Annotated in this window: 22 protein-coding genes; 6 read left to right on the forward strand and 16 right to left on the reverse strand. The window is 54.6% G+C overall.

What is annotated here, in order from left to right:
* Positions 1-39: 39 nt before the first annotated feature.
* Positions 40-2,004 carry a glycoside hydrolase family 15 protein gene (locus AC2TF6_RS24290; protein WP_491308871.1) on the forward strand — a complete coding sequence of 655 codons (1,965 nt, stop codon included), beginning with the start codon at positions 40-42 and terminating at the stop codon, positions 2,002-2,004.
* A 302-nt stretch (positions 2,005-2,306) separates the two neighbouring features.
* Here AC2TF6_RS24290 and gcvH read toward each other — a convergent pair whose 3' ends face one another.
* The 13 genes from gcvH to AC2TF6_RS24355 form a co-directional block, all read right to left on the reverse strand.
* On the reverse strand, positions 2,307-2,693 hold the full coding sequence (gene gcvH, locus AC2TF6_RS24295; protein WP_491308872.1) for a glycine cleavage system protein GcvH: 387 nt from the start codon (positions 2,691-2,693) through the stop codon (positions 2,307-2,309).
* Positions 2,694-2,805: 112 nt separating this feature from the next.
* The gene (locus AC2TF6_RS24300; protein WP_009672122.1) at positions 2,806-3,354 is read right to left on the reverse strand and encodes a peroxiredoxin; all 549 of its coding nucleotides are present in this window, start codon (positions 3,352-3,354) and stop codon (positions 2,806-2,808) included.
* A 306-nt stretch (positions 3,355-3,660) separates the two neighbouring features.
* The gene (gene leuB / locus AC2TF6_RS24305) at positions 3,661-4,740 is read right to left on the reverse strand and encodes a 3-isopropylmalate dehydrogenase (RefSeq protein WP_103994369.1); all 1,080 of its coding nucleotides are present in this window, start codon (positions 4,738-4,740) and stop codon (positions 3,661-3,663) included.
* A gap of 301 nt (positions 4,741-5,041) precedes the next feature.
* On the reverse strand, positions 5,042-6,247 hold the full coding sequence (locus AC2TF6_RS24310; RefSeq protein ID WP_009672276.1) for an aminotransferase-like domain-containing protein: 1,206 nt from the start codon (positions 6,245-6,247) through the stop codon (positions 5,042-5,044).
* A 67-nt stretch (positions 6,248-6,314) separates the two neighbouring features.
* Positions 6,315-7,862 carry a 2-isopropylmalate synthase gene (locus tag AC2TF6_RS24315; protein WP_491308873.1) on the reverse strand — a complete coding sequence of 516 codons (1,548 nt, stop codon included), beginning with the start codon at positions 7,860-7,862 and terminating at the stop codon, positions 6,315-6,317.
* A 54-nt stretch (positions 7,863-7,916) separates the two neighbouring features.
* Positions 7,917-8,909, reverse strand: coding sequence for a ketol-acid reductoisomerase (gene ilvC / locus AC2TF6_RS24320; protein WP_491308874.1), 993 nt, complete (start codon positions 8,907-8,909; stop codon positions 7,917-7,919).
* 221 nt (positions 8,910-9,130) lie between these two features.
* Entirely contained in the window at positions 9,131-9,619 is a 489-nt protein-coding gene (gene ilvN / locus AC2TF6_RS24325) for an acetolactate synthase small subunit (RefSeq protein WP_326053960.1), read from the reverse strand.
* Position 9,620: 1 nt separating this feature from the next.
* Positions 9,621-11,363, reverse strand: a complete 1,743-nt coding sequence (ilvB, locus tag AC2TF6_RS24330; protein ID WP_491308875.1) for a biosynthetic-type acetolactate synthase large subunit — start codon at positions 11,361-11,363, stop codon at positions 9,621-9,623.
* A 566-nt stretch (positions 11,364-11,929) separates the two neighbouring features.
* Positions 11,930-12,289, reverse strand: coding sequence for a 50S ribosomal protein L20 (gene rplT / locus AC2TF6_RS24335; RefSeq protein WP_009672035.1), 360 nt, complete (start codon positions 12,287-12,289; stop codon positions 11,930-11,932).
* 44 nt (positions 12,290-12,333) lie between these two features.
* A complete protein-coding gene (gene rpmI, locus AC2TF6_RS24340) occupies positions 12,334-12,534 on the reverse strand; it encodes a 50S ribosomal protein L35 (protein ID WP_009672104.1) in 201 nt (66 codons plus the stop codon).
* A 59-nt stretch (positions 12,535-12,593) separates the two neighbouring features.
* The gene (infC, locus tag AC2TF6_RS24345; protein ID WP_491311713.1) at positions 12,594-13,094 is read right to left on the reverse strand and encodes a translation initiation factor IF-3; all 501 of its coding nucleotides are present in this window, start codon (positions 13,092-13,094) and stop codon (positions 12,594-12,596) included.
* A gap of 276 nt (positions 13,095-13,370) precedes the next feature.
* A complete protein-coding gene (locus AC2TF6_RS24350) occupies positions 13,371-14,600 on the reverse strand; it encodes a glycosyltransferase family 2 protein (RefSeq protein WP_009672028.1) in 1,230 nt (409 codons plus the stop codon).
* 414 nt (positions 14,601-15,014) lie between these two features.
* The gene (locus tag AC2TF6_RS24355; protein ID WP_491308876.1) at positions 15,015-16,187 is read right to left on the reverse strand and encodes a glycosyltransferase family 4 protein; all 1,173 of its coding nucleotides are present in this window, start codon (positions 16,185-16,187) and stop codon (positions 15,015-15,017) included.
* Between the two features lie 341 nt (positions 16,188-16,528).
* Here AC2TF6_RS24355 and AC2TF6_RS24360 point away from each other — a divergent pair, with 341 nt between their 5' ends.
* A complete protein-coding gene (locus AC2TF6_RS24360; protein ID WP_491308877.1) occupies positions 16,529-17,056 on the forward strand; it encodes a phosphatase PAP2 family protein in 528 nt (175 codons plus the stop codon).
* Between the two features lie 55 nt (positions 17,057-17,111).
* Positions 17,112-18,248 (forward strand): UDP-N-acetylglucosamine--LPS N-acetylglucosamine transferase, encoded by a 1,137-nt coding sequence (locus AC2TF6_RS24365; RefSeq protein WP_009672245.1) that lies wholly within the window; start codon positions 17,112-17,114, stop codon positions 18,246-18,248.
* Here the strand turns inward: AC2TF6_RS24365 and trmB are convergent.
* The 3 genes from trmB to AC2TF6_RS24380 form a co-directional block, all read right to left on the reverse strand.
* Positions 18,245-18,976: a tRNA (guanosine(46)-N7)-methyltransferase TrmB gene (gene trmB, locus AC2TF6_RS24370; protein ID WP_491308878.1), complete on the reverse strand. Its 732-nt coding sequence runs from the start codon at positions 18,974-18,976 to the stop codon at positions 18,245-18,247. The genes AC2TF6_RS24365 and trmB overlap by 4 nt on opposite strands.
* Before the next feature lie 165 nt (positions 18,977-19,141).
* Complete coding sequence (locus AC2TF6_RS24375) at positions 19,142-19,324, reverse strand: hypothetical protein (RefSeq protein WP_491308879.1); 183 nt, start codon at positions 19,322-19,324, stop codon at positions 19,142-19,144.
* Positions 19,325-19,417: 93 nt separating this feature from the next.
* Positions 19,418-20,014: a WGxxGxxG-CTERM domain-containing protein gene (locus tag AC2TF6_RS24380; protein WP_491308880.1), complete on the reverse strand. Its 597-nt coding sequence runs from the start codon at positions 20,012-20,014 to the stop codon at positions 19,418-19,420.
* A 158-nt stretch (positions 20,015-20,172) separates the two neighbouring features.
* Here AC2TF6_RS24380 and mnmL point away from each other — a divergent pair, with 158 nt between their 5' ends.
* Genes mnmL through AC2TF6_RS24395 form a run of 3 tightly spaced genes read left to right on the forward strand, consistent with a single transcriptional unit; the run spans position 20,173 to position 22,721 of the window.
* Positions 20,173-21,141, forward strand: coding sequence for a tRNA modification radical SAM protein MnmL/YtqA (gene mnmL, locus AC2TF6_RS24385; RefSeq protein WP_491308881.1), 969 nt, complete (start codon positions 20,173-20,175; stop codon positions 21,139-21,141).
* A 12-nt stretch (positions 21,142-21,153) separates the two neighbouring features.
* A complete protein-coding gene (gene mnmM / locus AC2TF6_RS24390; RefSeq protein ID WP_491308882.1) occupies positions 21,154-21,759 on the forward strand; it encodes a tRNA 5-(aminomethyl)-2-thiouridylate-methyltransferase MnmM in 606 nt (201 codons plus the stop codon).
* Positions 21,756-22,721 (forward strand): type I phosphomannose isomerase catalytic subunit, encoded by a 966-nt coding sequence (locus tag AC2TF6_RS24395; protein WP_491308883.1) that lies wholly within the window; start codon positions 21,756-21,758, stop codon positions 22,719-22,721. The genes mnmM and AC2TF6_RS24395 overlap by 4 nt, the downstream gene beginning before the upstream one ends.
* The last annotated feature ends 65 nt before the right edge of the window (positions 22,722-22,786 follow it).

Genomic DNA, 22,786 nt, shown 5'->3' on the forward strand with positions numbered 1-22,786 from the left:
TAACCTGGATTTACCAGTAACCAGTAAGGAAGTGATTTTTTGCCCAGACATTTCGTTGTCGGTAACGGGAAGTTTCTCATCAATCTGGATGAACACTCTTACATGCGGGATTTGTACTATCCTTATGTAGGGCAGCTGAATCATATCGGCGGGTATCATTGTCGTGTCGGAATTTGGGTGGACGGTGCTTTTTCGTGGTTGGACGCGCCTGAATGGCAGTTTCAGCGTGCTTATGTGGAAGACTCCTTAGTGACCGACGTGAAGGCGACGCATCCCGGCCTCGGGGTTACGCTTCGCATTCAAGACGGCGTGCATCAGCGGGAGGATATTTTTCTGAAGCGGATTCAGATCACCAACCATCACTCGGCGGTGAAGGAAGTCCGGGTATTTTTTAATCAGGATCTCGTAATCAACGAGACGGAGGTCGGCGACACTGCCGCCTATTACCCGGCCAATCACACCGTTTTCCATTATAAAAAAGACAAATACTTCATGTTCAACGGAAGTACGGGAACGGACGGCATTTTTCAGTATACGACCGGGGTCAAGCGCTTTTACAATGCCGAAGGCACATGGCGCGACGCCGAGGACGGTCATCTGATGGGCAATCCGATCTCGCAAGGCTCGGTCGACAGCACCATTTCGTTCCGGATGTATGTGCCGCCTTCCGGCGATCATACCCTGTACTACTGGCTGAGTGCGGGCCGCACGCTTGAGGACGTGAAAAAGCTCGATAAGTATGTCAAGGAAAGCCATCCCGGCAAGCTGCTCGACCGCGTTCAGATTTATTGGCAGCGCTGGGTCAACAAGACGGAGCGGTCGTTCGGCGATCTGAGCGGAGAAGTTATCCGCTTGTTCAAGCAGAGTCTGCTCATTGTGCGCACCCAAACCGACGTGAACGGCGCGATTATTGCGGCCAACGATTCGGACATCATGCAGAGCAACCGTGACCATTACAGCTACATGTGGCCTCGCGACGGGGCTCTGGTCGCCTACTCCATGTCCATGGCCGGCCATCAGGCGATGATGGAGCCGTTCTACCGCTTCTGCGCCAACGTGATTTCTCCCGAGGGGTATTTGCACCACAAATACAACCCGGACGGAACCGTCGGATCAAGCTGGCATCCGTATGTACACAACGGGGGCGAGCAGCTGCCGATTCAGGAAGACGAGACGGCGCTCGTGCTGTTCGCTCTCTGGCAGGACTATAAGAAGCACGGCAATCTGGAGCTGGTCCAGTCCCTCTACCGCGATTTGATCCGCAAGGCCGCACGTTTCATGTCCACCTATATCGACCAGGAGCTGAGCCTGCCTAAGCCGAGCTACGACCTGTGGGAAGAACGGTACGGCATCTATACGTTCACCGCTTCCGCGGTTTACGGAGGACTGATCGCCGCGGCTAACTTCTGCAACCTGTTCGGCGATGAGGAACGCAGCAGCCGCTACCGCCATACGGCCGAGAAAATCAAAAACGGCATCCTCACTCATCTCTGGGATGAGAAAGAAGGCCGTTTCGCCCGCGGTTTGTACCAAAAGGACGGAACCTGGGTCCGCGATATGACGCTGGAAAGCTCGGTCTACGGTATATTCGAGTTCGGCGTTCTGCCGGCGGACGACGACCGCGTGGTACGCACCATGCAGGCCAACAAGAACGGCCTGTCCATCAAGACTCCTGTCGGCGGCGTAGCCCGCTATCATCACGATTATTATTTCCAGCGGTCGCAGGATGTGGACCAAGTGCCAGGCAATCCCTGGATCATCTGTACGCTGTGGATCGCCGAATGGGAAATCGAATGCGCCAAGACGCTTGCGGACCTGGAGACACCGCGGCAGACGCTGGAATGGGTCGTAAACCATCAGATGGAGAGCGGAATTCTTCCCGAGCAGCTCGATCCGTATAACGGCGATCCTGTGTCCGTGGCCCCTCTCACCTGGTCGCACGCCACCTTTGTTCTCGCCGTCGTCAAATACTTGAGCAAATATGAGCAGCTTGCGGGAAAATAACCGTGCCTGCTCCTGAAAAAAAACCGCAAGCCGATCTAATTCGGCCTGCGGTTTTTTCAGCACTTTCCTCTTTTATCAGGCGGTCAGCCCGGTCCCTTGCAAAAGAGCAAAGGCCCACTCTCCACCCGAAAAGGTTTTACAGACGCTTTTCGGCGGCTTATAAGAGCTTTCTCGGCCCTCCACGGGCGTGAAGGTCTGCTGTTTTTATCCCCCGCCGCTGTATACGCTTGGACGCTCCGAGCCGCTGCACCGGAAAGACGAAAGGCGCCAAGTCCATACCGGCACCTCATGACCGGCGGCGTCTACAGCCGCTCTCCAAACACTTCGGCATATTTCTCCGCGCTCCACAAAGCCTCAAGCTCTTCCGGCTTGTTCATCTCAATCTGAATAAGCCATCCCGAGCCGTAGGGAAAACGGTTGATATAATGGGAGTTCTTAACCAACTCCCGGTTAGTGGATACAATCGTTCCGGACACCGGCATAAACACATCCGCTTCCGCCGTAACGGACTCCATTGTCCCCAGAAGATCGCCGGCCTGCAGCTCCTCCCCTTCCTCCGGAAGCTCTGCAAACACAATCATTCCGATCTCCATTTGCGCGTAATCCGTCAATCCGATCGTAGCCCGGCTTCCGTCTACCCGGACCCACTCATGATTCGGGGTATACAACAGTTCCTGCGGGATATCCATCCTGCTCCTCCTTTCTTTCCTGAAAGGCCAGGGCTTTCTCAATCGTAACAAAAGCTCCCCGCCCGCCGCCGTTAAGCGGAAAGTGAGGAGCTCCTATAATCAGTCCGTCAACTTACTTTACGGACAGGTTTTTGTCGCCAGGTTTCCAGTTCATCGGGCACAGGCCGCCGGACTGAAGAGCTTGCAGGACGCGAAGAGTTTCTTCTACGCTGCGACCTACGTCGTTGTGGTTAACGACTTGGTATTTCAGTTCGCCTTCCGGATCGATGATGAACAGGCCGCGCAGAGCTACGCCTTCTTCTTCGATCAGGACGCCGTAGTCGCGAGCTACGGATTTCGTCAGGTCAGCCGCCAGCGGGAAGTTCAACTTGCCCAGGCCGTTGTCCTCACGAGCAGTGTTGATCCATGCACGGTGAGAGTGCTTGCTGTCCACGGAAACACCGAGGATTTCGGTTTTCAGATCCTTGAAAGTGGAAGCAGCTTCACTAAGCGCCGTAATTTCAGTCGGGCATACAAAAGTGAAATCAAGAGGATAGAAGAAAAGTACCAACCATTTGCCTTTGTAATCGGAAAGAGAAGCCGTACCAAAATCCGTTCCGTCTCCAAGTGCAGTTTCCATAGTGAAAGCCGGAGCCGGTTTGCCTACCAAACGTTCTGCCATGTCAAAAATTCCTCCTTTGATCTTTTCCTTGTCGAATAATAAAATGGTATCATCCGCCCAAAAGAAAGTCAAGATTATAGAGTCTATTAAATAATAATTATTATAAAAATATGACCAATGTGCAAACATTTGCTGCCATTACGGCCTTCGGCTTCTTGTTTTTTGTTCGCTAACGCGAAGTTTTCAAACGAATTTCTACCTATTATAATAGTGCTCATTTTGCATCCCGACGCCTACATCTTTTCTTTACAAAAGAAAACACGCAGAAAGCAAATTCTCTTCTGCGTGTCGGTATCAAGCATTCTTTTATTTACGGATGGCTGCGACAATCAGGTCGCCCATTTCTTTAGTGCCGATCGCTTTTGACTTATCGACCGCGATATCGCCCGTGCGGTGGCCCGCATCGAGCACTTCCTTCACGGCACGCTCGATCGCGTCCGCCGCTTCGTGGTAGCCGAACGTCAGGCGGAACATCAGCGCTACCGAGAGGATCGTCGCGATCGGGTTGGAGATCCCTTGACCGGCGATATCCGGTGCGGAGCCGTGTACCGGCTCGTACAGACCGAAGCTGCCTTCGCCCAGCGAGGCGGAAGAGAGCATGCCGATCGATCCGGTCAGCATCGCCGCTTCGTCGCTCAGGATGTCTCCGAACATGTTCTCGGTGACGATAACGTCGAAGCTGGAAGGACGGCGCAGAAGCTGCATCGCGCAGTTGTCGACGAGCACGTGCTCAAGTTCGACATCCGGGTAATCCGCGGAAATGCGGATGACCGTCTCTCTCCACAATCGGGAAGTCTCCAGCACGTTCGCCTTGTCGACCGAAGCCAGCTTCTTGCTGCGCGTGCGGGCGATTTCGAACGCCTGGCGTGCGATGCGTTCCACTTCGCTTACGTTGTAAGCGCAGGTATCGACCGCTTCTTGTCCGTTCTCTGTCTCGCGGCGGAATTTCTCGCCGAAGTAAATGCCTCCTGTCAGCTCGCGGACCACGATAAGATCCGTACCGTCAAGCACTTCCGGCTTGAGAGTGGACGCGTCCTTCAGGCAGTCGAACACGACAGCCGGGCGGATGTTCGAGAACAAGCCGAGCGCTTTGCGGATACCGAGGAGGCCCGTTTCCGGACGAAGCTCCTTCGGATTGTTGTCCCACTTCGGACCGCCTACGGCTCCGAGCAGCACCGCGTCGGCGCGCTGGCACAGTTCCAGCGTTTCCTGCGGCAGCGGCGTGCCTTTCTCGTCGATGGCGATGCCGCCGAACAAGCCGTGCTCCGTCTCAAAGCGATGACCGAAAAGCTCCTCGGTTTTCTTGAGAACTTTCTCCGCTTCCGCAACGACTTCCGGGCCGATTCCATCCCCCGCGATGACGGCGATTTTTTTCACGTCTGACATGTTCGTTCACTCCTTTGGATTGTCCGTAGCTGACAGGGCCGTGCTAATCCGATCCCTACTGCATCTCTACTTTCAGTTTTAACACATTTGGTAACGGATGACTAAGATATAAAAGCTATCAGTTTCATAGGAAAAACCTATAAACATCTATTCGAGAGGCCTCCATCCTTTTTTCACTTCAAGATGCCGCTCCCTCCATCCATTTTTTTCATGAACGCAAAAAAGACCCTGCCGGTCCCATCAGAGTTCTTAGCGTTCTCCGACAAAACCAGGCAGGATCTTTTACTAAACTTTAAAAGCGTTATACTTTCGGCGCAGCCGCCAGCAGAGGCTGCAGAACAGCATCCAGGCGTTCGAGGCCCAGCCTGATCTCCGCTTCTCCGGCGTGCGTGTAATTCAGGCGCATGGTGTTGCGTTCCGGCTCGTCGGCGAAGAAAGAAACGCCGGGCACGAAGGCCACTCCCTGCTGAACGGCGGCCGCCAGCAGCACCTGCGTGTCAATGTGCGCCGGAAGTTCCAGCCACAGGAACATGCCGCCCTGCGGATCGTTCCAGTGGACGCCCGGCCAGTTCTTCTCCTGAAGCACCTGCACCATCGTGCGCATCCGCTTTTCGTACTCGACCGAGATCAGCCCGATATGGGCATCCATGTCGAACTGCTCCATCAGCTGGAACAGCGTCATCTGATCGAGGGTGCTCGAGTGCAGATCCGCCGCCTGCTTGGCCTGGGCCATGCTGCGGATAACGGCGCGGTCACCCATGACCCAACCGGTGCGCAGGGCAGGCGCCACGATTTTGGAGAACGTGCTCGTGTACACGACGCAGCTTCCCTCAGGATGCTGATCGAGCGAGAAGATGGACGGCATGATTTCGGTCGTGCCGAATTTCAGCTCGCCGTACGGATCATCCTCAAGGATGAGCACATCGTTCTGACGGCAGGCCGCCAGGAGGCCTTTACGGCGCTCCAGACTCCACACGCGGCCCGCCGGGTTGGAGAAGCTCGGATTCACATACACCATCTTCGGCCGGTGCTGCTTGATTTGGACGGCGAGATCCTCCAAATCCATCCCGTGTCGGTCGCTCCGGACCGACACGATTTTGGCGCCGCGCGCCTGGAATACCTGAATGGCCGCGAGGTAGGTCGGACGCTCGACCAGAATGACGTCGCCTTCGTCGATATAGACGCGGGTAAGCAGATCAATCGACTGCTGGGAGCCTGTCGTCAGCAGCATGTCATCCGGCGTAACCTGCATGCCTTTCGTTGCCATGCGGTTGCAGATGCTCTGGCGCAGCGGAGTGTAACCTTCCGTCAGCCCGTACTGCAGGGCGGACTTGCCGCCCTCCATGACTCTTCCGATCGCTTCTTTGACGGCTTCTACCGGAAAAAATTCCTCCGCCGGAAGGCCCCCGGCAAAAGAAATGATGGACTTGCCCTGCGTAAGCTTGAGAATTTCACGTACAGCGGAGGAGGAAAAAGCCTCCAAAGTTTTTGAGAACCGATATTTCATGATGCCGCCCCTTTCGTGTTAACAAAACACCTCACTTCCGCGCCCGGCGGGAGTGAGGTGCTGCGTATTAAATCAACGTGACATTGCTGCGTTTGGCAGTCGGTGTTTTGCGCTTTTCGATCAGACGGTTCAAGGCGTCAATATAGGCTTTGGCACTTGCCTCCAGAATATCCGTGGAAATTCCGCGGCCCTGTACGGAAACGCCTTTTTGGCCCAAAATGACATGAACTTCGCCGAGAGCGTCCTTGCCGTAGGAAACCGATTTGATCGTGTAATCCTCCAGCTCCACTTCCTCGCCGGTCGTTTTATCGATTGCGTTGTAGATGGCATCTACGGAACCGTTGCCGTCTGCCGATTCTTCCAGCACTTTGCCGTCCTCGGCATGGATACGCACCGCAGCGTTCGGAACGGCTTGGTTGCTGTAAGATACCTGCAGGGAATCCAGCACATATACTTCCGGCGTGCTGACCAGCTTCTCTTCGAGAAGAGCGCGGATGTCATCATCCAGCACGTTTTTCTTCTTGTCGGCCAGATCCTTGAATTTAGCGAACGCCGCGTTCACCTGCTCGTCGCTGAGGTCGTACCCCATATCGACGAGCTTCTCGCGGAACGCGTGGCGGCCGGAATGCTTGCCGAGTACAAGCTTGCTTTCCTTGAGACCGATCGTCTCCGGGGACATGATCTCGTACGTCGTTTTCTCCTTCAGCATGCCATCCTGGTGGATACCCGATTCATGCGCGAAGGCATTGGCGCCGACGATCGCTTTGTTGCCCGGCACATCCATTCCCGTCAATTTGCTGACGAGACGGCTAGTGCGGTAGATCTCGGAAAGCACTAGGGATGTCTTCGCCTGGAAAAACTCCTGACGGGTTTCCAGCGCCATCGCGACTTCCTCGATCGACGTATTGCCGGCACGCTCGCCGATCCCGTTGATGGTGCCTTCGATTTGATCGGCACCGTTCAGAACCGCCGCCAGCGCGTTGGCCGTAGCCATGCCTAGGTCATCGTGACAGTGGGCGCTGAGCTGGATTTTCTCGATGCCCGGCACGTTTTCTTTCAGCGTTTTGAAAATGTTCCCGAACTCGCTCGGATTCAGAAATCCGACCGTATCCGGAATATTCACCACCGTAGCGCCTGCGCGGATCGCCATCTCGGTTACTTCGCAGAGGAAGTCGAGCTCGGTCCGTCCGGCATCTTCCGGGGAAAATTCGATTTTATCGAAATATTTCTTCGCATAGCGGATAGCGGCTTCAGCCGTCTCCAGCACCTGCTGCTTCTCCATCCGCAGCTTATGCTTGCGGTGAATCGGCGAAGTGGCCAAGAACAAATGCAGGCAAGGATCCTGAGCGTGCCTTAGCGCTTCGCGCGCCGCATCGATATCCTGTTCCCGCGAGCGGGAAAGACCGATAATCGTTGCGTTTCTCACTGCGCGGGCGACGGAAGCGACTCCTTCCAGATCTCCCGGAGAAGCGGCCGGGAACCCGGCCTCGATCCGGTCAACGCCCAGCTTCTCAAGCTGAAGCGCAATTTCGACCTTCTCCTGCATGTTGAGATTGACCCCCGGTGACTGCTCTCCGTCCCGGAGCGTCGTATCAAACACATAGATTTTTCTCACTTGCGTTCACCTCCTGAAGCTTGAGTTTTGGCTATCTATTCGGGCAGGCTCAGCTTACTTCTTGATCCAGTGCATCAGTTCACGCAGCTGGGAACCGACTTGCTCCAGCGGGTGCTCGGCTTCGTTTCTACGTGTCGCGTTCATGAACGCGTTGTTGGATTGGTTTTCAAGGATGAAGTCGCGTGCGAATTTACCTTGTTGGATATCCGTCAACACGTCTTTCATCGCTTTTTTCGTTTCAGCCGTGATGATGCGAGGGCCGGTTACATAGTCGCCGTACTCCGCCGTGTTGGAGATGGAGCTGCGCATGGATGCCAGGCCGCCTTCGTACATCATGTCAACGATCAGCTTCAGTTCGTGCAGGCACTCGAAGTAAGCCATCTCAGGCGCATAGCCTGCTTCAACCAGCGTTTCAAAACCAGCTTTGACGAGCTCGCTCGCACCGCCGCAAAGAACGGCTTGCTCACCGAACAGATCCGTCTCGGTTTCTTCTTTGAAAGTTGTTTCGATAACTCCCGCGCGTGTACAGCCGATCCCTTTGGCATAAGCGAGACCGATTTGCTTCGCGTTGCCGGTTGCGTCCTGTTCGATCGCGATCAGGCCGGGAACGCCGAAACCTTCCACATACGTACGGCGAACCATGTGGCCCGGGGATTTTGGCGCTACGAGGAATACGTCTGCGTCGGCAGGCGCTTTAATTTGACCGAAGTGAACGTTGAAACCGTGAGAGAACATGAGCGCTACGCCTTTTTTCATGTTCGGCTCGATCGCTTCTTTGTAAACGCGTGCTTGCGTTTCGTCCGGCATAAGGATTTGGATCACGTCTGCGCGTGCAGCCGCTTCTTCAACCGTGAACACTTCAAATCCGTCGTTTTGTGCGGTGTTCCAGGATTTACCCTGGCGAAGACCGATGATTACATTCAGTCCGCTGTCGCGAAGGTTTTGCGCTTGAGCGTGACCTTGGGAACCGTAACCTACGATTGCGATCGTTTTACCTTGAAGGGATGCGAAGTCTGCGTCTTTTTCATAGTACATAGTAGCTGCCATTGGATAATATCCTCCTTAAATTAAATAACCGTGTATGATTTCCCCATTGAATGGGCCTTTCAGCTTTCAACCGTCAATGAATTACTGATTTGCAGCAGCAAAGAGTTAAGGGCTGAAAGTCCCATTCAAGGGGACTTAGCCGACGAATCGGTCTATCTGATTTCTGCAAAGAACGAAGAATGAAGGTAGAAGGTTAAAAAGTCCGGCGGTATAGGGCCGCTTTACTTGATAGCGCCCCGGATCATCGCGGTAACGCCCGTTCTGGAAAGCTCGCGAATTCCGTAAGGACGGAGCAGTTCAATCATCGCATCGATTTTCTCGGAATCGCCGATTGTCTGGACAATCAGGGAGCTTGGACCGATATCGACTACAGCGGCCCGGAATGTGTCCACGATGCCGAGAATCTCAGGGCGCTGGGCGGGCTCCGAATTGACCTTGATCAAAGCCAGTTCCCGAGCGACCATCGGATTTTTGCTGAGATCGATCACTTTGATCACATCGATCAATTTGTACAGCTGCTTCGAAATCTGCTCCAGCGTATTGTCGTCGCCTTCGGTGACGATCACCATCCGGGAGAGTCCGGTTTCTTCGGACTCTCCCACAGTGATGCTTTCGATGTTGTATCCTCTGCGGCCGAACAAGCCGGATACCCGCTGGAGGACGCCGGGCTGATTGTTAACCAGAATGGATATGGTATGTTTCGTGATCATATTAGTCGTCCTCCCCCATCAACATCTCGCTGATCGTGCTGCCTTGCGTTACCATCGGGAAAACATTCTCGTGCTTGGCAACCACGAAATCGATTAGAACCGGCCCCGGAGTATCCAGAGCTTCCTGCCAAACCCGCTGAGCTTCCTCTTTGTTCGTGGCCCGCAGACCTTTAACGCCGTAGGCTTCCGCCAGTTTGACAAAGTCCGGGCTTCCCGCGAGGTCGATATGGCTGTACCGGTTGTCGTAAATAATTTCCTGCCACTGCCGGACCATGCCGAGCACCTGGTTATTGATGACAACGATTTTGACCGGGATGTTGTTGATGGCGCAGATGGCGAGTTCCTGGGAACACATCTGCATGCCGCCGTCCCCGTTGATCGAGACGACCAGCTTATCCGGGTTGCCCATTTGCGCTCCGATGGCGGAAGGGAAACCGAAGCCCATCGTGCCCAGTCCGCCCGAGGAGATCCAGGAGCGCGGATGCTGGAATTTATAGTACTGGGCTACCCACATCTGGTGCTGGCCGACATCCGTCGTCACGATCGCTTCGCCTTTGGTCGTTTCGTTGATCATCTCGATCACGTACTGCGGCTTCAACACCGTGTCGGAGTCTTTATACTTCAGCGGGAAGTTCCGCTTGTTCTCCTGAAGCCGCTCGATCCAGTTTTCCGATTTGGCCGGCTTCGCTTTCGTGTTGGCGTATTCCAGCACGGAGCGGATATCGCCGACAACCGGAATGTCCGTCTTCACGTTCTTGCCGATTTCGGCGGGGTCGATGTCGATGTGGGCGATTTTTTTCGCCTTCGGCGCGAAGCCGTCCAGCTTCATCGTCACCCGGTCGTCGAAGCGGGAGCCGATCGAGATCAGCAGATCCGCATTCTGAATCGCCTGGTTTGCCGTGTACGTGCCGTGCATGCCCGGCATTCCGACCCACAATTCGTGAGCGCTTGGGAATCCGCCAAGACCGAGAAGCGTCGTCGTGACCGGAATCCGCGTCTTGTTGATAAACTCCAGCAGTTCTTTGGATGCGTTGGAGTAAACGACTCCTCCGCCGGCGATGATAAGCGGCTGTTCCGCCTCTTCGATCGCCTTGATCAGCTTCTCTACCTGCAGCTTGTTCGGATGAACCGTCGGGTTGTATCCGCGGATGTTAACTTCGCTTGCCGGGTGGAACATGGCCGTCTGTGCCGATACGTCCTTCGGAATATCGATCAGCACCGGGCCTTTGCGTCCCGTATTTGCAATGAAGAAGGCCTCGTGAATGATCCGCGGCAGGTCGTTCACATCGCGTACCAGGTAGCTGTGCTTCGTAATCGGCATCGTGATTCCCGTGATATCCGCTTCCTGGAAGGCATCCGTACCAATCGCCGTCGTCGCTACGTTGCCGGTGATGACGACGAGCGGTACGGAGTCCATGAACGCCGTTGCGATTCCGGTTACCAGGTTGGTTGCCCCCGGACCCGACGTCGCGATGCAAACCCCCACGTTGCCAGTCGATCTCGCATAACCGTCCGCCGCGTGAATCGCGCCTTGCTCGTGCCGCGTCAGCAGGTGGTTAAAATCGGAGAATCCATGCATAGCGTCGTAAATATAAAGTACCGAGCCTCCGGGATAACCGAAGACGCATTCCACACCCTCGAGCACCAGGCTCCGCAGCAAGATTTCCGAACCGTTAATCAGTTCCGGCTTGCGCATCGCTTCCATCAATTCCTCTTTAGACCTTTTGGCTGTCCCCACATTCATGAGAATCCTCCTCTCGTTTCGTTTCCATTTTTTAAAAAATCAACACATGGCAGCATGCAAAAAACCCCAATCCTCCCGGCGCCGGAATTCCGGCGTCATACGGGACGAAAGGGGTTTGAATTCTTCCGTGGTACCACCCTAGTTTGTCGTGCGCCTCGCGGCACAGGACCTTAACAGGTTACATTATGTCAGACATAATGCACACTTGGCACGGTAACGTGTGCCGCTCCGATTCTCCCTAATCACCAAGCGTTAAGGCTTAACCAGCCCGCTTACTTTTCAGGAAAACAGCTCCGAGGTGAGCTCGTACAAAGGGATTATGGCGATGGTCTCAGCGTTTCCGATCGCTCTCTGAGCATAAGGGCCCTTATAACTTCGTCCTCTTCATAGCCGATTTCTGATGAGTCTTACAATTTAGAATATTGATTTAGAGATAATTATATGCACGCCGCTCTCTATAGTCAACAACTTTTCTTTAAAATAATTGTAAGCCCGTTTTACAAGCTCTGACAAAAAAAGAATCGCCATGCGAGGTTATCACGCATGACGATTCGGAAAACGCCGGTTTAGGCGTTCACTTTTTGCTTTGCAGCCGTTGCCAGATCAGCGAAGCCTTTAGCGTCGTTGACAGCCAGATCAGCCAGGATTTTACGGTTAACTTCGATGCCGGCCAGTTTCAGACCATGCATCAGTTTGCTGTAGCTAAGTCCGTTTACGCGAGCAGCCGCGTTAATACGCACGATCCACAGTCTGCGGAAATCGCGTTTTTTCGTACGACGGTCACGGTATGCGTAAAGCAGGGATTTCATTACCTGCTCGTTGGCCGTTTTAAACAGACGGTGTTTGGAACCGAAATAACCTTTTGCGAGTTTCAGAACTTTTTTATGACGACGACGGGATGTGAATCCGCCCTTGACTCTTGCCATAATGATGACCTCCTAAACGATTTTGGGTAATGGAAACGAAGTGATTACTTAATTTGTGCAAGGCCTTGCTTCAGGCGTCTAACATCGCCAGGAGCCATAACCGGGTTTGTAGCGAGTACGCGCTTTTGACGGCCGGATTTGCCGCTGAGCAGGTGGTTTCTGTAAGCTTTGTATCTTTTCACTTTACCGGTACCGGTAATTTTAAAACGGCCTTTCAAGCTGCTGTGGGTTTTCATCTTAGGCATCTGGAAGTCCTCCTCAAATAAAATTCATAGGCAGGGCGCGTTTACACGCGCCCGGAAATTTAGGTTGTTGCTTTCGGTGTCAAGATCATGATCATGCTGCGTCCTTCGAGCTTAGGAGCGCGCTCCATGCTGGAGATCTCCTCGGTTTCGGTTGCCAGACGCTGCAGTACTTTTCTTCCGTTCTCGGCGTGAGCAATCTCACGGCCGCGGAAACGGACGGAAGCTTTCACTTTGTCACCGTCGTTCAAAAATTTAACCGCATTGCGCAGTTTCGTTTGGAAATCATGTTCGTCGATCGTAGCGCTCAGGCGAATTTCTTTGATGTCCACGATTTTCTGGTTCTTGCGGGCTTCTTTTTCTTTCTTCTGCATCTCGTAACGGTATTTCCCATAGTCCATGATGCGGCATACCGGCGGTTTAGCCGTTGGCGCTACGTTCACCAGATCCAAGTTGGCGTCAATCGCCATTTGGAGCGCTTCACGAATCGGTTTAATGCCGAGCTGTTCGCTGTCGGGCCCGATCAAACGGACTTCTTTCGCGCGAATCTCATCGTTAACCATGTGATCTTTACTAATATTCTCCACCTCCAACCATTGTTTCCAAGCTTGTTGCAAGGATATAAAAAAGGGATGCGGGCTAACAGCCCACATCCCCACGGTTCGTTTGTTCACACAAAACAAAACGTTGACGTTATTTCATCGTAACCAGCCGACGGAATCGGTCAGGTGAGAAGCGGGCGCCTCTTCTTTCAAAAATATGCAGTTGTGCAATCACTCGTACTACTATACCACTCCGGAGAAGACAAGTCAACTTTATTCTGCTCGAATTCCCGTAAGTTAGCTGACCTGCTTGCTCTGCACTTCTTCCAGGCGAATAACACGCGTATGCTTCGTATGGCTCCACTGCTTGTTGTTCTGCGTGAAGAACGCGTATACGGTAATCGGCCACCAGGACAGCATGAAGATCGGATAAGCGATCAGGTACTTGTACGTCTTGCCGGACGCCTTCTCGATAAACAGCGAGATCGGCAGCATCACATAAATCGAGATGGCCAGGACGTTGACAATCGGAGCCAATTCGTACAGATTCATGTCCGTTCCGCCCGGTACGATGGCTTTGATCCAGATCGCCACGCTCAGGATGGAACCGAAGAAATAGTTATATACGTTAGCCGAATAGAAAGCGGCGTCGATTTTGGTCCAGCTGCGCTCTTTAAGTCCCTGCCACAGAAGCGGGAACAGATAGCGGCGGCAGACGTCGAAGTGTCCCTGCATCCAGCGCAGGCGCTGTTTGACGGACGCTCGGAACGTCAGCGGCTTCTCGTCGTAAACTTTCGCATAGTAGTTCATCGTCGGCTTAACGCCGAGCTTTACGCAGCGCATCGAAAACTCAAGGTCTTCGACGAGGCTCGTCGCGCCCCAGCCGATCTGCTTCAGCAGGTTCGACTCAAAGCACATGCCTGTACCGCCAAGATAGTTGGCGAGGCCCAGATTCGTACGCGGAACCTGCCAGAAGCGGTTCGCGAAATAATACGAGATGGCGTAGGAAGCCGTAACCCAGGAATCGTTCGGATTCTTGGTGTCCAGATAAGCTTGGATGACTTGGGAACCGCTGCACAGGTCGTCGTTCATATGACGCAGGTAGTCGTGGCCGACGAGGTTGTCGGCGTCGAACATCACGACGGCGTCATACTGGCGCGGACGCTTCCACAGCTCTTTGAGCATCCATTCGATGGCGTACCCTTTGCCCCGCAGATTCGGGTTGTTGCGCTCGCACGCATACAGACCGTGGCTGCGCACAATATCGGCGGTGCTGTCCGTACAGTTGTCGCAAATGACGAAAACGTCGTACAGCTCTTTCGGATAGTCCAACTGCTTCAGGTTTTCGAGCAAGGCCCCTACTACTTCTTCTTCGTTATGCGCCGCTACCAGAACTGCGAATGATTTCTGCGGCGGATGCTGCGTTTTCTTTTTCGGACGCTTCCAGCCAAAGAATGTTAGAAACAACTGATAAGCCCCGAATAACACCAATACAATTTGCAAGACCAGCAAAATTGTATCCAGCATCGTAAACCCCCCTTTTAATGTTCACAACAAAGTCTGTTTTTATATTTATCGCTTTGTATGTAACCCATTTTGTTCCATTTGAAGCCATTGTAATCATTTTTTTGTAGAAGCCAATGCAATCGTTCTTGATTGTGACGGGTTTCCATGCTTTTGTCAAAACCCTATTAATGGACTATTTGGTCGGTTCGAACATTTTAGCGCGAAAAGACCCCAGTAAAGTAATCGGCGCTCGTTCTCATGTGCGATTGCGGCTTCTTCCCCCGGTTTTCTACTTTTTTGTGACTTTGGCCTCTGTAAAACTCCAAGTTTGCGGGCCTTTTTTTGGTTTTAATTTTCGGCGGGCCAGGCCGTCTGCTCCATTATAATCGAGCCGCAGGGCCAAAACAACTTGGACGGACTGTCCGGGTGCGGCGCTTATTTCACGATGCCTGCCGCCCTTCGGGCTCCGCCGCCGGCGTCTCCCGCAACCTCCCTATAGCTTTCGTAGAGGGTTGCGAAAATTGAGTCCCAACTCCTGGTAAGCGCGTGCGACCAGCCCTCAAGCGCCAGTTTTCGACGCAGTTCGGGGGTTTCGTAAAGCCTTTGCACCGCCGCGGCCAAAGCGGACGCATCGTCAGGCGGACAAAGCAGGCCGGTATACCCATGCCTGACGTTATCCGCCACTCCGCCGGCGTTCACACCGACGACGGCCGTTCCGGACGCCATCGCCTCCAGCACCACGTTGCCGAACGTTTCCGAGGCGGACGGGAACACGAATACGTCGGCGGCCGCGTAGAGCTCCGCCAGCTCCCTGCCCTCCACGAAGCCGCAGAAGCGGACGTCCGGGTACGGGGCCAGCTGCTTCTCCAGCTCCGCCCGCATGGGACCGTCTCCCGCAAGGATCAGCGCGCACTTCGCGCGGAAAGCTTCTGGCAGATTGGCGAAGGCGCGCACCAGCGCATCCAAACCTTTTTCGGGCGCGAGGCGTCCTACATAGAGTAATACGAACTTGCCGGGCAAAAGGTTGTGCTTATTCAAAACTTTCCGCCTGTCCGTATGAGGGCGGAATTCGGCCGTATCGATGCCCCGCCCCCATAATTCGATACCTGTCAGCCCTTTTGTATGGAGTATTTTACCGGTCGAAGGCGAGGGTACATATATTTTTACACAGTTTTGGTGAAACCAAAGCAGGTATTTCCAGAGCATCGGTTCCATCCATTGGAGGCGGTAATGCGCCAAATACTGGTCGAAATGCGTGTGATAGGAGGCGACCAGGGGGATGCGGTGCTTTTTCCCGTAGTGGAGGCCCGTCAGGCCGAGGTTAAACGGCGTCGCCAGATGGATGAGGGTCGGGCGGAATTCCTTGAGCATCCTGCCGACCAGCAGGGGATTAGGTATCGCCATTCTGCAATCCGGATACAATGAGAAAGGAATACTGTAAAATCGTTCCACGCTCCGGATGCCCGAGGTTCCGGCCTCCCCGGCCGCAGGCGCAAATACGCGGCACACCGCTCCACGGGATTCCAGGTAGCGGACCCAGCGTCCCAGCGTTTTGGCGACCCCGTTGACATCGGGAAGAAACGTATCTGTAAATAACGCGACTCTCATAAGACAGCCCTCCGTTTCCACAGCTCGGATGCCCCCCGGAAACTGCAGTCCGCTGCGCTCCGAGGAGTTTCTCTTCTCGATTGTATAGGGCGTTTGTTAACGAGAAAGCTTTGAAAAGTCATAACCCGGTTAATAACTTGTAAATATCCGGCCGCGGCCTCCGTTGATACTGCGCTAACAAAATGCTTTTATACTGAAGGTGTCCGAGGAAATTCCTCGTCAAAATAAGAAACGAAGAAAATCCATGAAAAATTAAACCTTTCTTAAGAATTAGCAGTCGTTCTCGTTAAGAATTAACAGGTACACTACGGTTGTTAGCTATCAGGGAAGGAGGCATCATCATGAGCAAAGTCGTTCATTGGATGCACCGGCACGAAACACGCATGTTTCTCTATGTCAACCAGCGGTTCCGGCACACCATACTGGATGGTATCCTCGGGACGCTTACTCATCTCGGGGGAGCGACTGCCACCATTGCGATCACGCTGCTCCTGTCCTTATTCGGAAAAGGAGTCTGGCAGATTGCCGGCATTCAGGCGCTCGCCGCCCTTGCGATAAGCCATATTCCGGTAGCCATCGTCAAAAAACTGTATCCTCGCAGACGCCCGTATCTGGTTGTGCCCAATACGAGAACCGGCCGAAATCCGCTGCAGGACCACAGCTTTCCATCCGGTCATACGACCGCCATCTTCTCTGTGATCGTCCCGTTCGCGACCCACATGCCCGTGCTAGGTTTCGTCCTCATTCCGCTCGCCCTGCTGGTCGCTCTGTCCCGCATGTACCTCGGGCTTCATTATCCCAGCGATTGCCTGGCCGGCGCGGTAATCGGCTCGGGAGCGGCTGCTGCCTCCGTTGCGCTGTGGCCTTAAATTGAGTATGGTAACAGGATGGAAATTCATGGATATGAAGGAAAGGTGAATAGACTTGCGCAAAAAAAGAGTACTGCTGTTATCCGAAGGCTTCGGTGCCGGACATACCCAGGCCGCTTACGCCCTTTCCGAAAATATGCGGCAGCTGTATCCAGGCATCCAGACGCGCGTTCTGGAACTCGGCGCTTTCCTTCACCCCACGTTAGCCAGATGGATTTTTTCCGCCTATCGCAAAACGCTTCATTCCCAGCCGAAATTATACGGAAAGCTTTATCGCTTCCAATACAAAAAATCATTGAATCCCATCACGCAAATGGCGCTTCACCGGATCTTTTACGCCCAGACGGCCCAGATCATCACCCAACTGCGTCCGGACGCCATTGTCTGCACGCACCCGTTCCCAAGCATCGTCGTATCCCGTCTGAAACGGGCCGGACTGTCTGTCCCTTTATGCACGGTCATAACGGACTATGACGTGCACGGCACCTGGATTTCGCCGGAAGTCAACAAATATCTCGTGTCTTCCGACAAAGTCAAAACCAAGCTGCTCCACCGCGGAGTGGCCGGCGACAAGATCGAAATCACCGGCATTCCGGTGCATCCCGGTTTCCGCCAGCCTCACGACAAGACGGAAATACGCCGCCGGTTCGAGCTGGCCTCCATTCCTACGGTGCTCGTCATGGGAGGGGGCTGGGGACTCATCGGGGGCGACACCGTTCTGGACGAAATGCTCCGCTGGCGCGACCGAGTCCAGCTTATCTTCTGCTTCGGCAGCAATCAGAAGGCATTGGCGAAATGCCAGGAGGACCCGCGGTTTCTTCATCCTCACGTGAAGCTGCTCGGCTTTACGAACGAAGTCGACAAGCTGATGGAAGTCTCGGATCTGCTGGTGACCAAGCCGGGCGGAATGACCTGCACGGAAGGTCTGGCCAAAGGCATTCCGATGCTCTTCCACAAGCCTATCCCGGGACAGGAAGAGGAAAATCTGCTGTTCTTCACGGAAAACGGCTTCGGGGAGTCCATTTTGTCGGAAGAAACCATCCGCTTGTGGTTCAAAGGTTTATCGGAACGCGGAAACGAAATGCGGCGGATGCGGGAAGATATCCGGGAAAGCTGCCGCAATATGTTCCAAACGGACTACTCTCAAGTCATCATGACGCTTATACACAAAGAAGAACAGCAGTCCGTCTAGGACTGCTGTTCTTCTTTTAGGCGTTCCACGTGTTCGGCAAGAGCCCGGGACCCGAGCACCACTTCCACACGGTGTATATTCATGCCCTGCTTGGCAAATTTCGTTTCGTACTCCGTCATCACGTGATCCGGATTAAACCCTTCTTCGAAACCGCCGTGCAGATCGAGAGAGATGTTCCGCATTCTCAGATCCAGATCCGCAAAAGAATTCAACGAGAATTCGAACAAGGATCTGGAGTCCGTTTTGAAGTGAATTTCGCCGCGATCGTTAAGCGCGTGTTTGTATTTATGGACGAAGCCCGCATGAGTCAGGCGGCGTCTGGCATGTTTCTTCTTGGGCCACGGATCGCTGAAATTCAGGTAAATCCGCTCCAGTTCATTCTCGTCGAAAACTTCTTCCAGCCGTTCGATATTGAACAGAGCAAGCCGGATGTTCTCAAGCGATACATCCACGGCCGATTCCTCGATGCCGTGCGCGATCCGGACTTTCTCGCTCGCTCTGCGGATCAGTTCATCGTACATATCTACCCCGATGAAATTGATCCCGGGATTGCGCCGGCTCATTTCACTGATGAACTGGCCTTTCCCCATCCCGAGCTCCACATGAATCGGATTGCCGTTCCCGAACACTTCCGCCCACTTTCCTTTATATAAAGCCGGTTCCAGAACAATGAGATCGCGCTGCTTCTCGATTGCTTCCCGGATGCCTTTTCTTCCTCTTAAACGCATTGCCTACCTCCCCTAATCCTTATCCGGTCACCTGCAGCCATTCCCTGTGGGATCACGGAAACATGCTTCAAATAATAGACGATTCCCCCGGAAAATGCAAAGGAAAATAAGCATCCGGCAAGCCCCGGAAACGTTAAAAATCAACGCTCTATCCGGCCAAAAGCGTCAGCGGTTAATCAAAACGGCATCCAATTGACGGCGTACTTTGCGGCGCACTTCGGCCGCGGTCCGGGCGTCGTAAGCAAAATTTGCGGTTCCCGCCAGGATCATGGCTTCTTTCGGGGGAAGCTCCAGCGTGATTCCAGTCGTTTCCTGCCCCTGAAGGCCGCTGCGGGTCAGAGTCAGCATCTCTTTTCACCTCCCTGTCAGCGAATTAACAAGTCCGTTCAAGAAGACGGGAAAGGACATCTCCAAAAGAGATGCCCTTCTGCTTCCCGTGGATTAACGGTTATGAATTTCGTTCTCTCTTCTGTTGCGTCCGCCCAGACCGGCCAGACCGACGAGGCCGAGAAGACCGAGCCAGCCCCAGTTCGTATTGGTGCGGGTCGTTCCGTACGTACGGTAAGTGGACGTGTCGTAAGCACCGCGGTTGTTGGTGCCCGTCGTGCTCATGCGGTCCATCATACGGTTGCCGTTGGTACCGACCGTACCGGTCGTTCCGTACGTGCCCGTGTTGACGTTGTGACCCGTACCGTAGGTATTCACGCCGCTGGTTGTGCCTGTCGCTGCGCCTGTCGTCGCACCCGTTGCTGCGCCGTTTACGGCACCGGTAACGGCACCGGTCACACCGCCGGTTACAGCACCTACCGTACCTGTTACGGCGTTACGCCCCGTGCTGTATGCGCGGTTCAACTGATCCGGTGCTGTGGCGTTCGGGTTGACACCGTTCATGGTTGTCCCCGGAGTCGTCGTGCCGGTCACCGTCGTGTTGGTCGTTCCTGTTGTCGAACCTGTTCCCAACGTGCTGGCGTGCGCGGCACCCACCGTAAGCATAGAAGTCAGGGCAACAGCAAGCGTAGCATAGCGAAGCTTTTTCATGGACAGTCCCCTTTCAAGCAGTTGTTTTATTGCTCCCTTAGGATGTCCGACCCGGGTTGCTTTAAACGGGGTACATACTGGCAGAGGAAGGGGTGCATTCCCTTTTGTTTTGGGCTACAATAGGAAAAGTCAGATTGAAAAAGGAGTACTGAAACCTCATGAACGCAATTACAACCGAGCCTCTCCTGTGGGGGGATAAACGGTTTCATACATGGAATTACGAGATGCGCCGCCAGTTCGGCGAGAAGGTATTTAAAGTCATGCTGGACGCGGGTTTCACATGCCCGAACAGGGACGGCAAAATCGCTACCGGAGGCTGCACGTTCTGCAGCGCAAGAGGGTCCGGCGACTTTGCGGGAAGACGCCGCGACGACCTGGTGACGCAGTTTAACACGATCCGGGACCGCCAGCACCAGAAATGGCCGGATGCGAAGTACATCGGCTATTTTCAAGCCTACACCAACACTTACGCGCCCGTGGACGAGCTGCGGGAGTATTACGAAGTCATTCTTCAGCAGCCCGGCGTTGTAGGGCTCTCCATCGCCACGCGGCCGGACTGTCTGCCCGACGATGTCGTGGAATATCTGGCCGAGCTTAATGAGCGCACCTACTTGTGGGTCGAAATGGGCCTTCAGACCATTCACGAAAGCACGTCGACCCTTATTAACCGGGCCCATGACACGCAGTGCTACACGGAAGCGGTCGCCAAGCTGAGAAAACACAACATCCGCACGTGTGCGCATATTATTTACGGACTGCCTCAGGAAACCGATGATATGATGATCGAGACCGGGAAAGCCGTCGCCGCCATGGATGTGCAGGGCATCAAAATCCATCTGCTCCACCTGATGCGCAAAACGCCGATGGTGAAGCAGTACGAAGCGGGCCTGCTGCGCTTCCTGGAGCAGGACGAATACATCAAGCTCATCGTCGATACGCTCGAGCTGCTTCCGCCGGAAATGATCGTTCACCGGCTGACCGGCGATGCGCCGCGCGATCTGCTCATCGGCCCCATGTGGAGCCTGAAGAAATGGGAAGTGCTGAACGCGATCGACGCCGAGCTCAAACGCCGGGATACTTGGCAGGGGAAGCTCTGGACGCCCGCAACCCCCGCCGGACCGGCATAAGCGGAGGACGCCATGGGATTTCTCTCCATTCTGAGCTGCGCGCATAAATGGATCGAGGAACGTGTCCGCCCCGGCGATACGGTGGTAGATGCCACCGTAGGCAACGGAGTGGACACCCTCTTCCTCGCCAGGCTCGTCGGCCGCGGCGGACGCGTGTACGGCTTCGATATCCAGCCGAAGGCGCTGGATACGGCCCGTACGCGGCTGGAACGCGAGCTGGACGACTCCGGCGGCGCGCAGCGGGTCTCGCTTCTGCTGCGCAGCCATGCCGACATGGCGGACGCTGTCCCGGACGACTGTCTGGGACGGACGGCCGCCGTCATGTTCAACCTCGGGTATCTGCCCGGCGCAGATCCCGGGGTAATTACCGTGCCGGCTTCCACGCTGCCCGCTCTGGAAGCCGCGCTCCTACTTCTGCGCGAAGGCGGCATCCTCACCATCGCCCTGTATCCGGGCCACGATGGCGGAGCTTCCGAGGCGCAGGCGGTCGAAAGCTGGGCCGCCGGGCTTCCCCAGGAGAAGTGGAGCGTGCTCTGCTACCGGTTTATCAACAGTGCGGCACGGTCGCCTTACTTGATTGGTATAGAGAAAAAGAAACCGAGAGGAGTACTGAAATGAAACCTTACCCGATTCATTTTCAACCCGATTTTAAACACCGTGTATGGGGCGGCCGCGCCCTGGAGGAATTCGGCTACAAGATTCCCGAAGGCCATGTCGGCGAAGGCTGGATGATCGCGGATCATGCGAACGGCACCTCTACCGTTACGAATGGAGAGCTGAAAGGCCTCGGCCTGGACGAAGTCCGGGAAAAGCTGGGCGCCGAATGGTTCGGTACGAAAGGCGCTTCCGCCGGAAACGGACGTTTTCCTCTGCTCGTCAAGCTGCTTGACTGCAACGACGACCTGTCCGTTCAGGTACACCCCGGCAATGACTATGAGAACCTCGCGCAGGGCGAGCTTGGAAAGACCGAGATGTGGTACGTGCTGGACGCTAGGCCCGGAGCCAAGATCATCTACGGGCTGAAGGACGGAATCACGCGTTCCGAATTCGAAGCGGCCGTTCAAGAGGATCGCATTCTCGATACCATGATGTCCGTGGAAGCCGAGAAGGGCGACAGCTTCTATATTCCTTCGGGTACGGTCCATGCGCTGGGCTCCGGCGTGCTGGTAGCGGAAATCCAGCAAAACTCGGACACGACTTACCGTCTGTACGACTATAACCGCCCCGGACTCGACGGCAAGCCGCGGGAGCTTCATATCGAAGACTCCCTGAACGTCATCGCCTTCGGAAAGGCCGGCGCTACTTTCATGAAAACGATGGACGCTGCGCCGAACGAATGGCTGGAACTGGCCGCTTCCCCTTATTTTGTGGTGGAAAAAGGCATCGTAACCGCTCCGTGGAACTTGTCCACAACGCCGGAAAGCTTCACGCTGCTGATCGCCTGCGAAGGCAGCGGTTCGCTGGAATGGGCGGACGGCTCCCTGGCGATGAAGCCGGGCGACTGCTTCCTGCTGCCGGCCACGCTGGGCGGCTACACGCTAAGCGGCAGCCAGACGGTGCTGCGCTCTTATCTGCCTTAGACCCGAAGCGTCAGGCTCTTAGCCTATAGATAAGCCCCTGCGGCCGAACATAAAAAAAGCCTTCT

This window comes from Paenibacillus sp. JNUCC 35 (assembly GCF_058269095.1).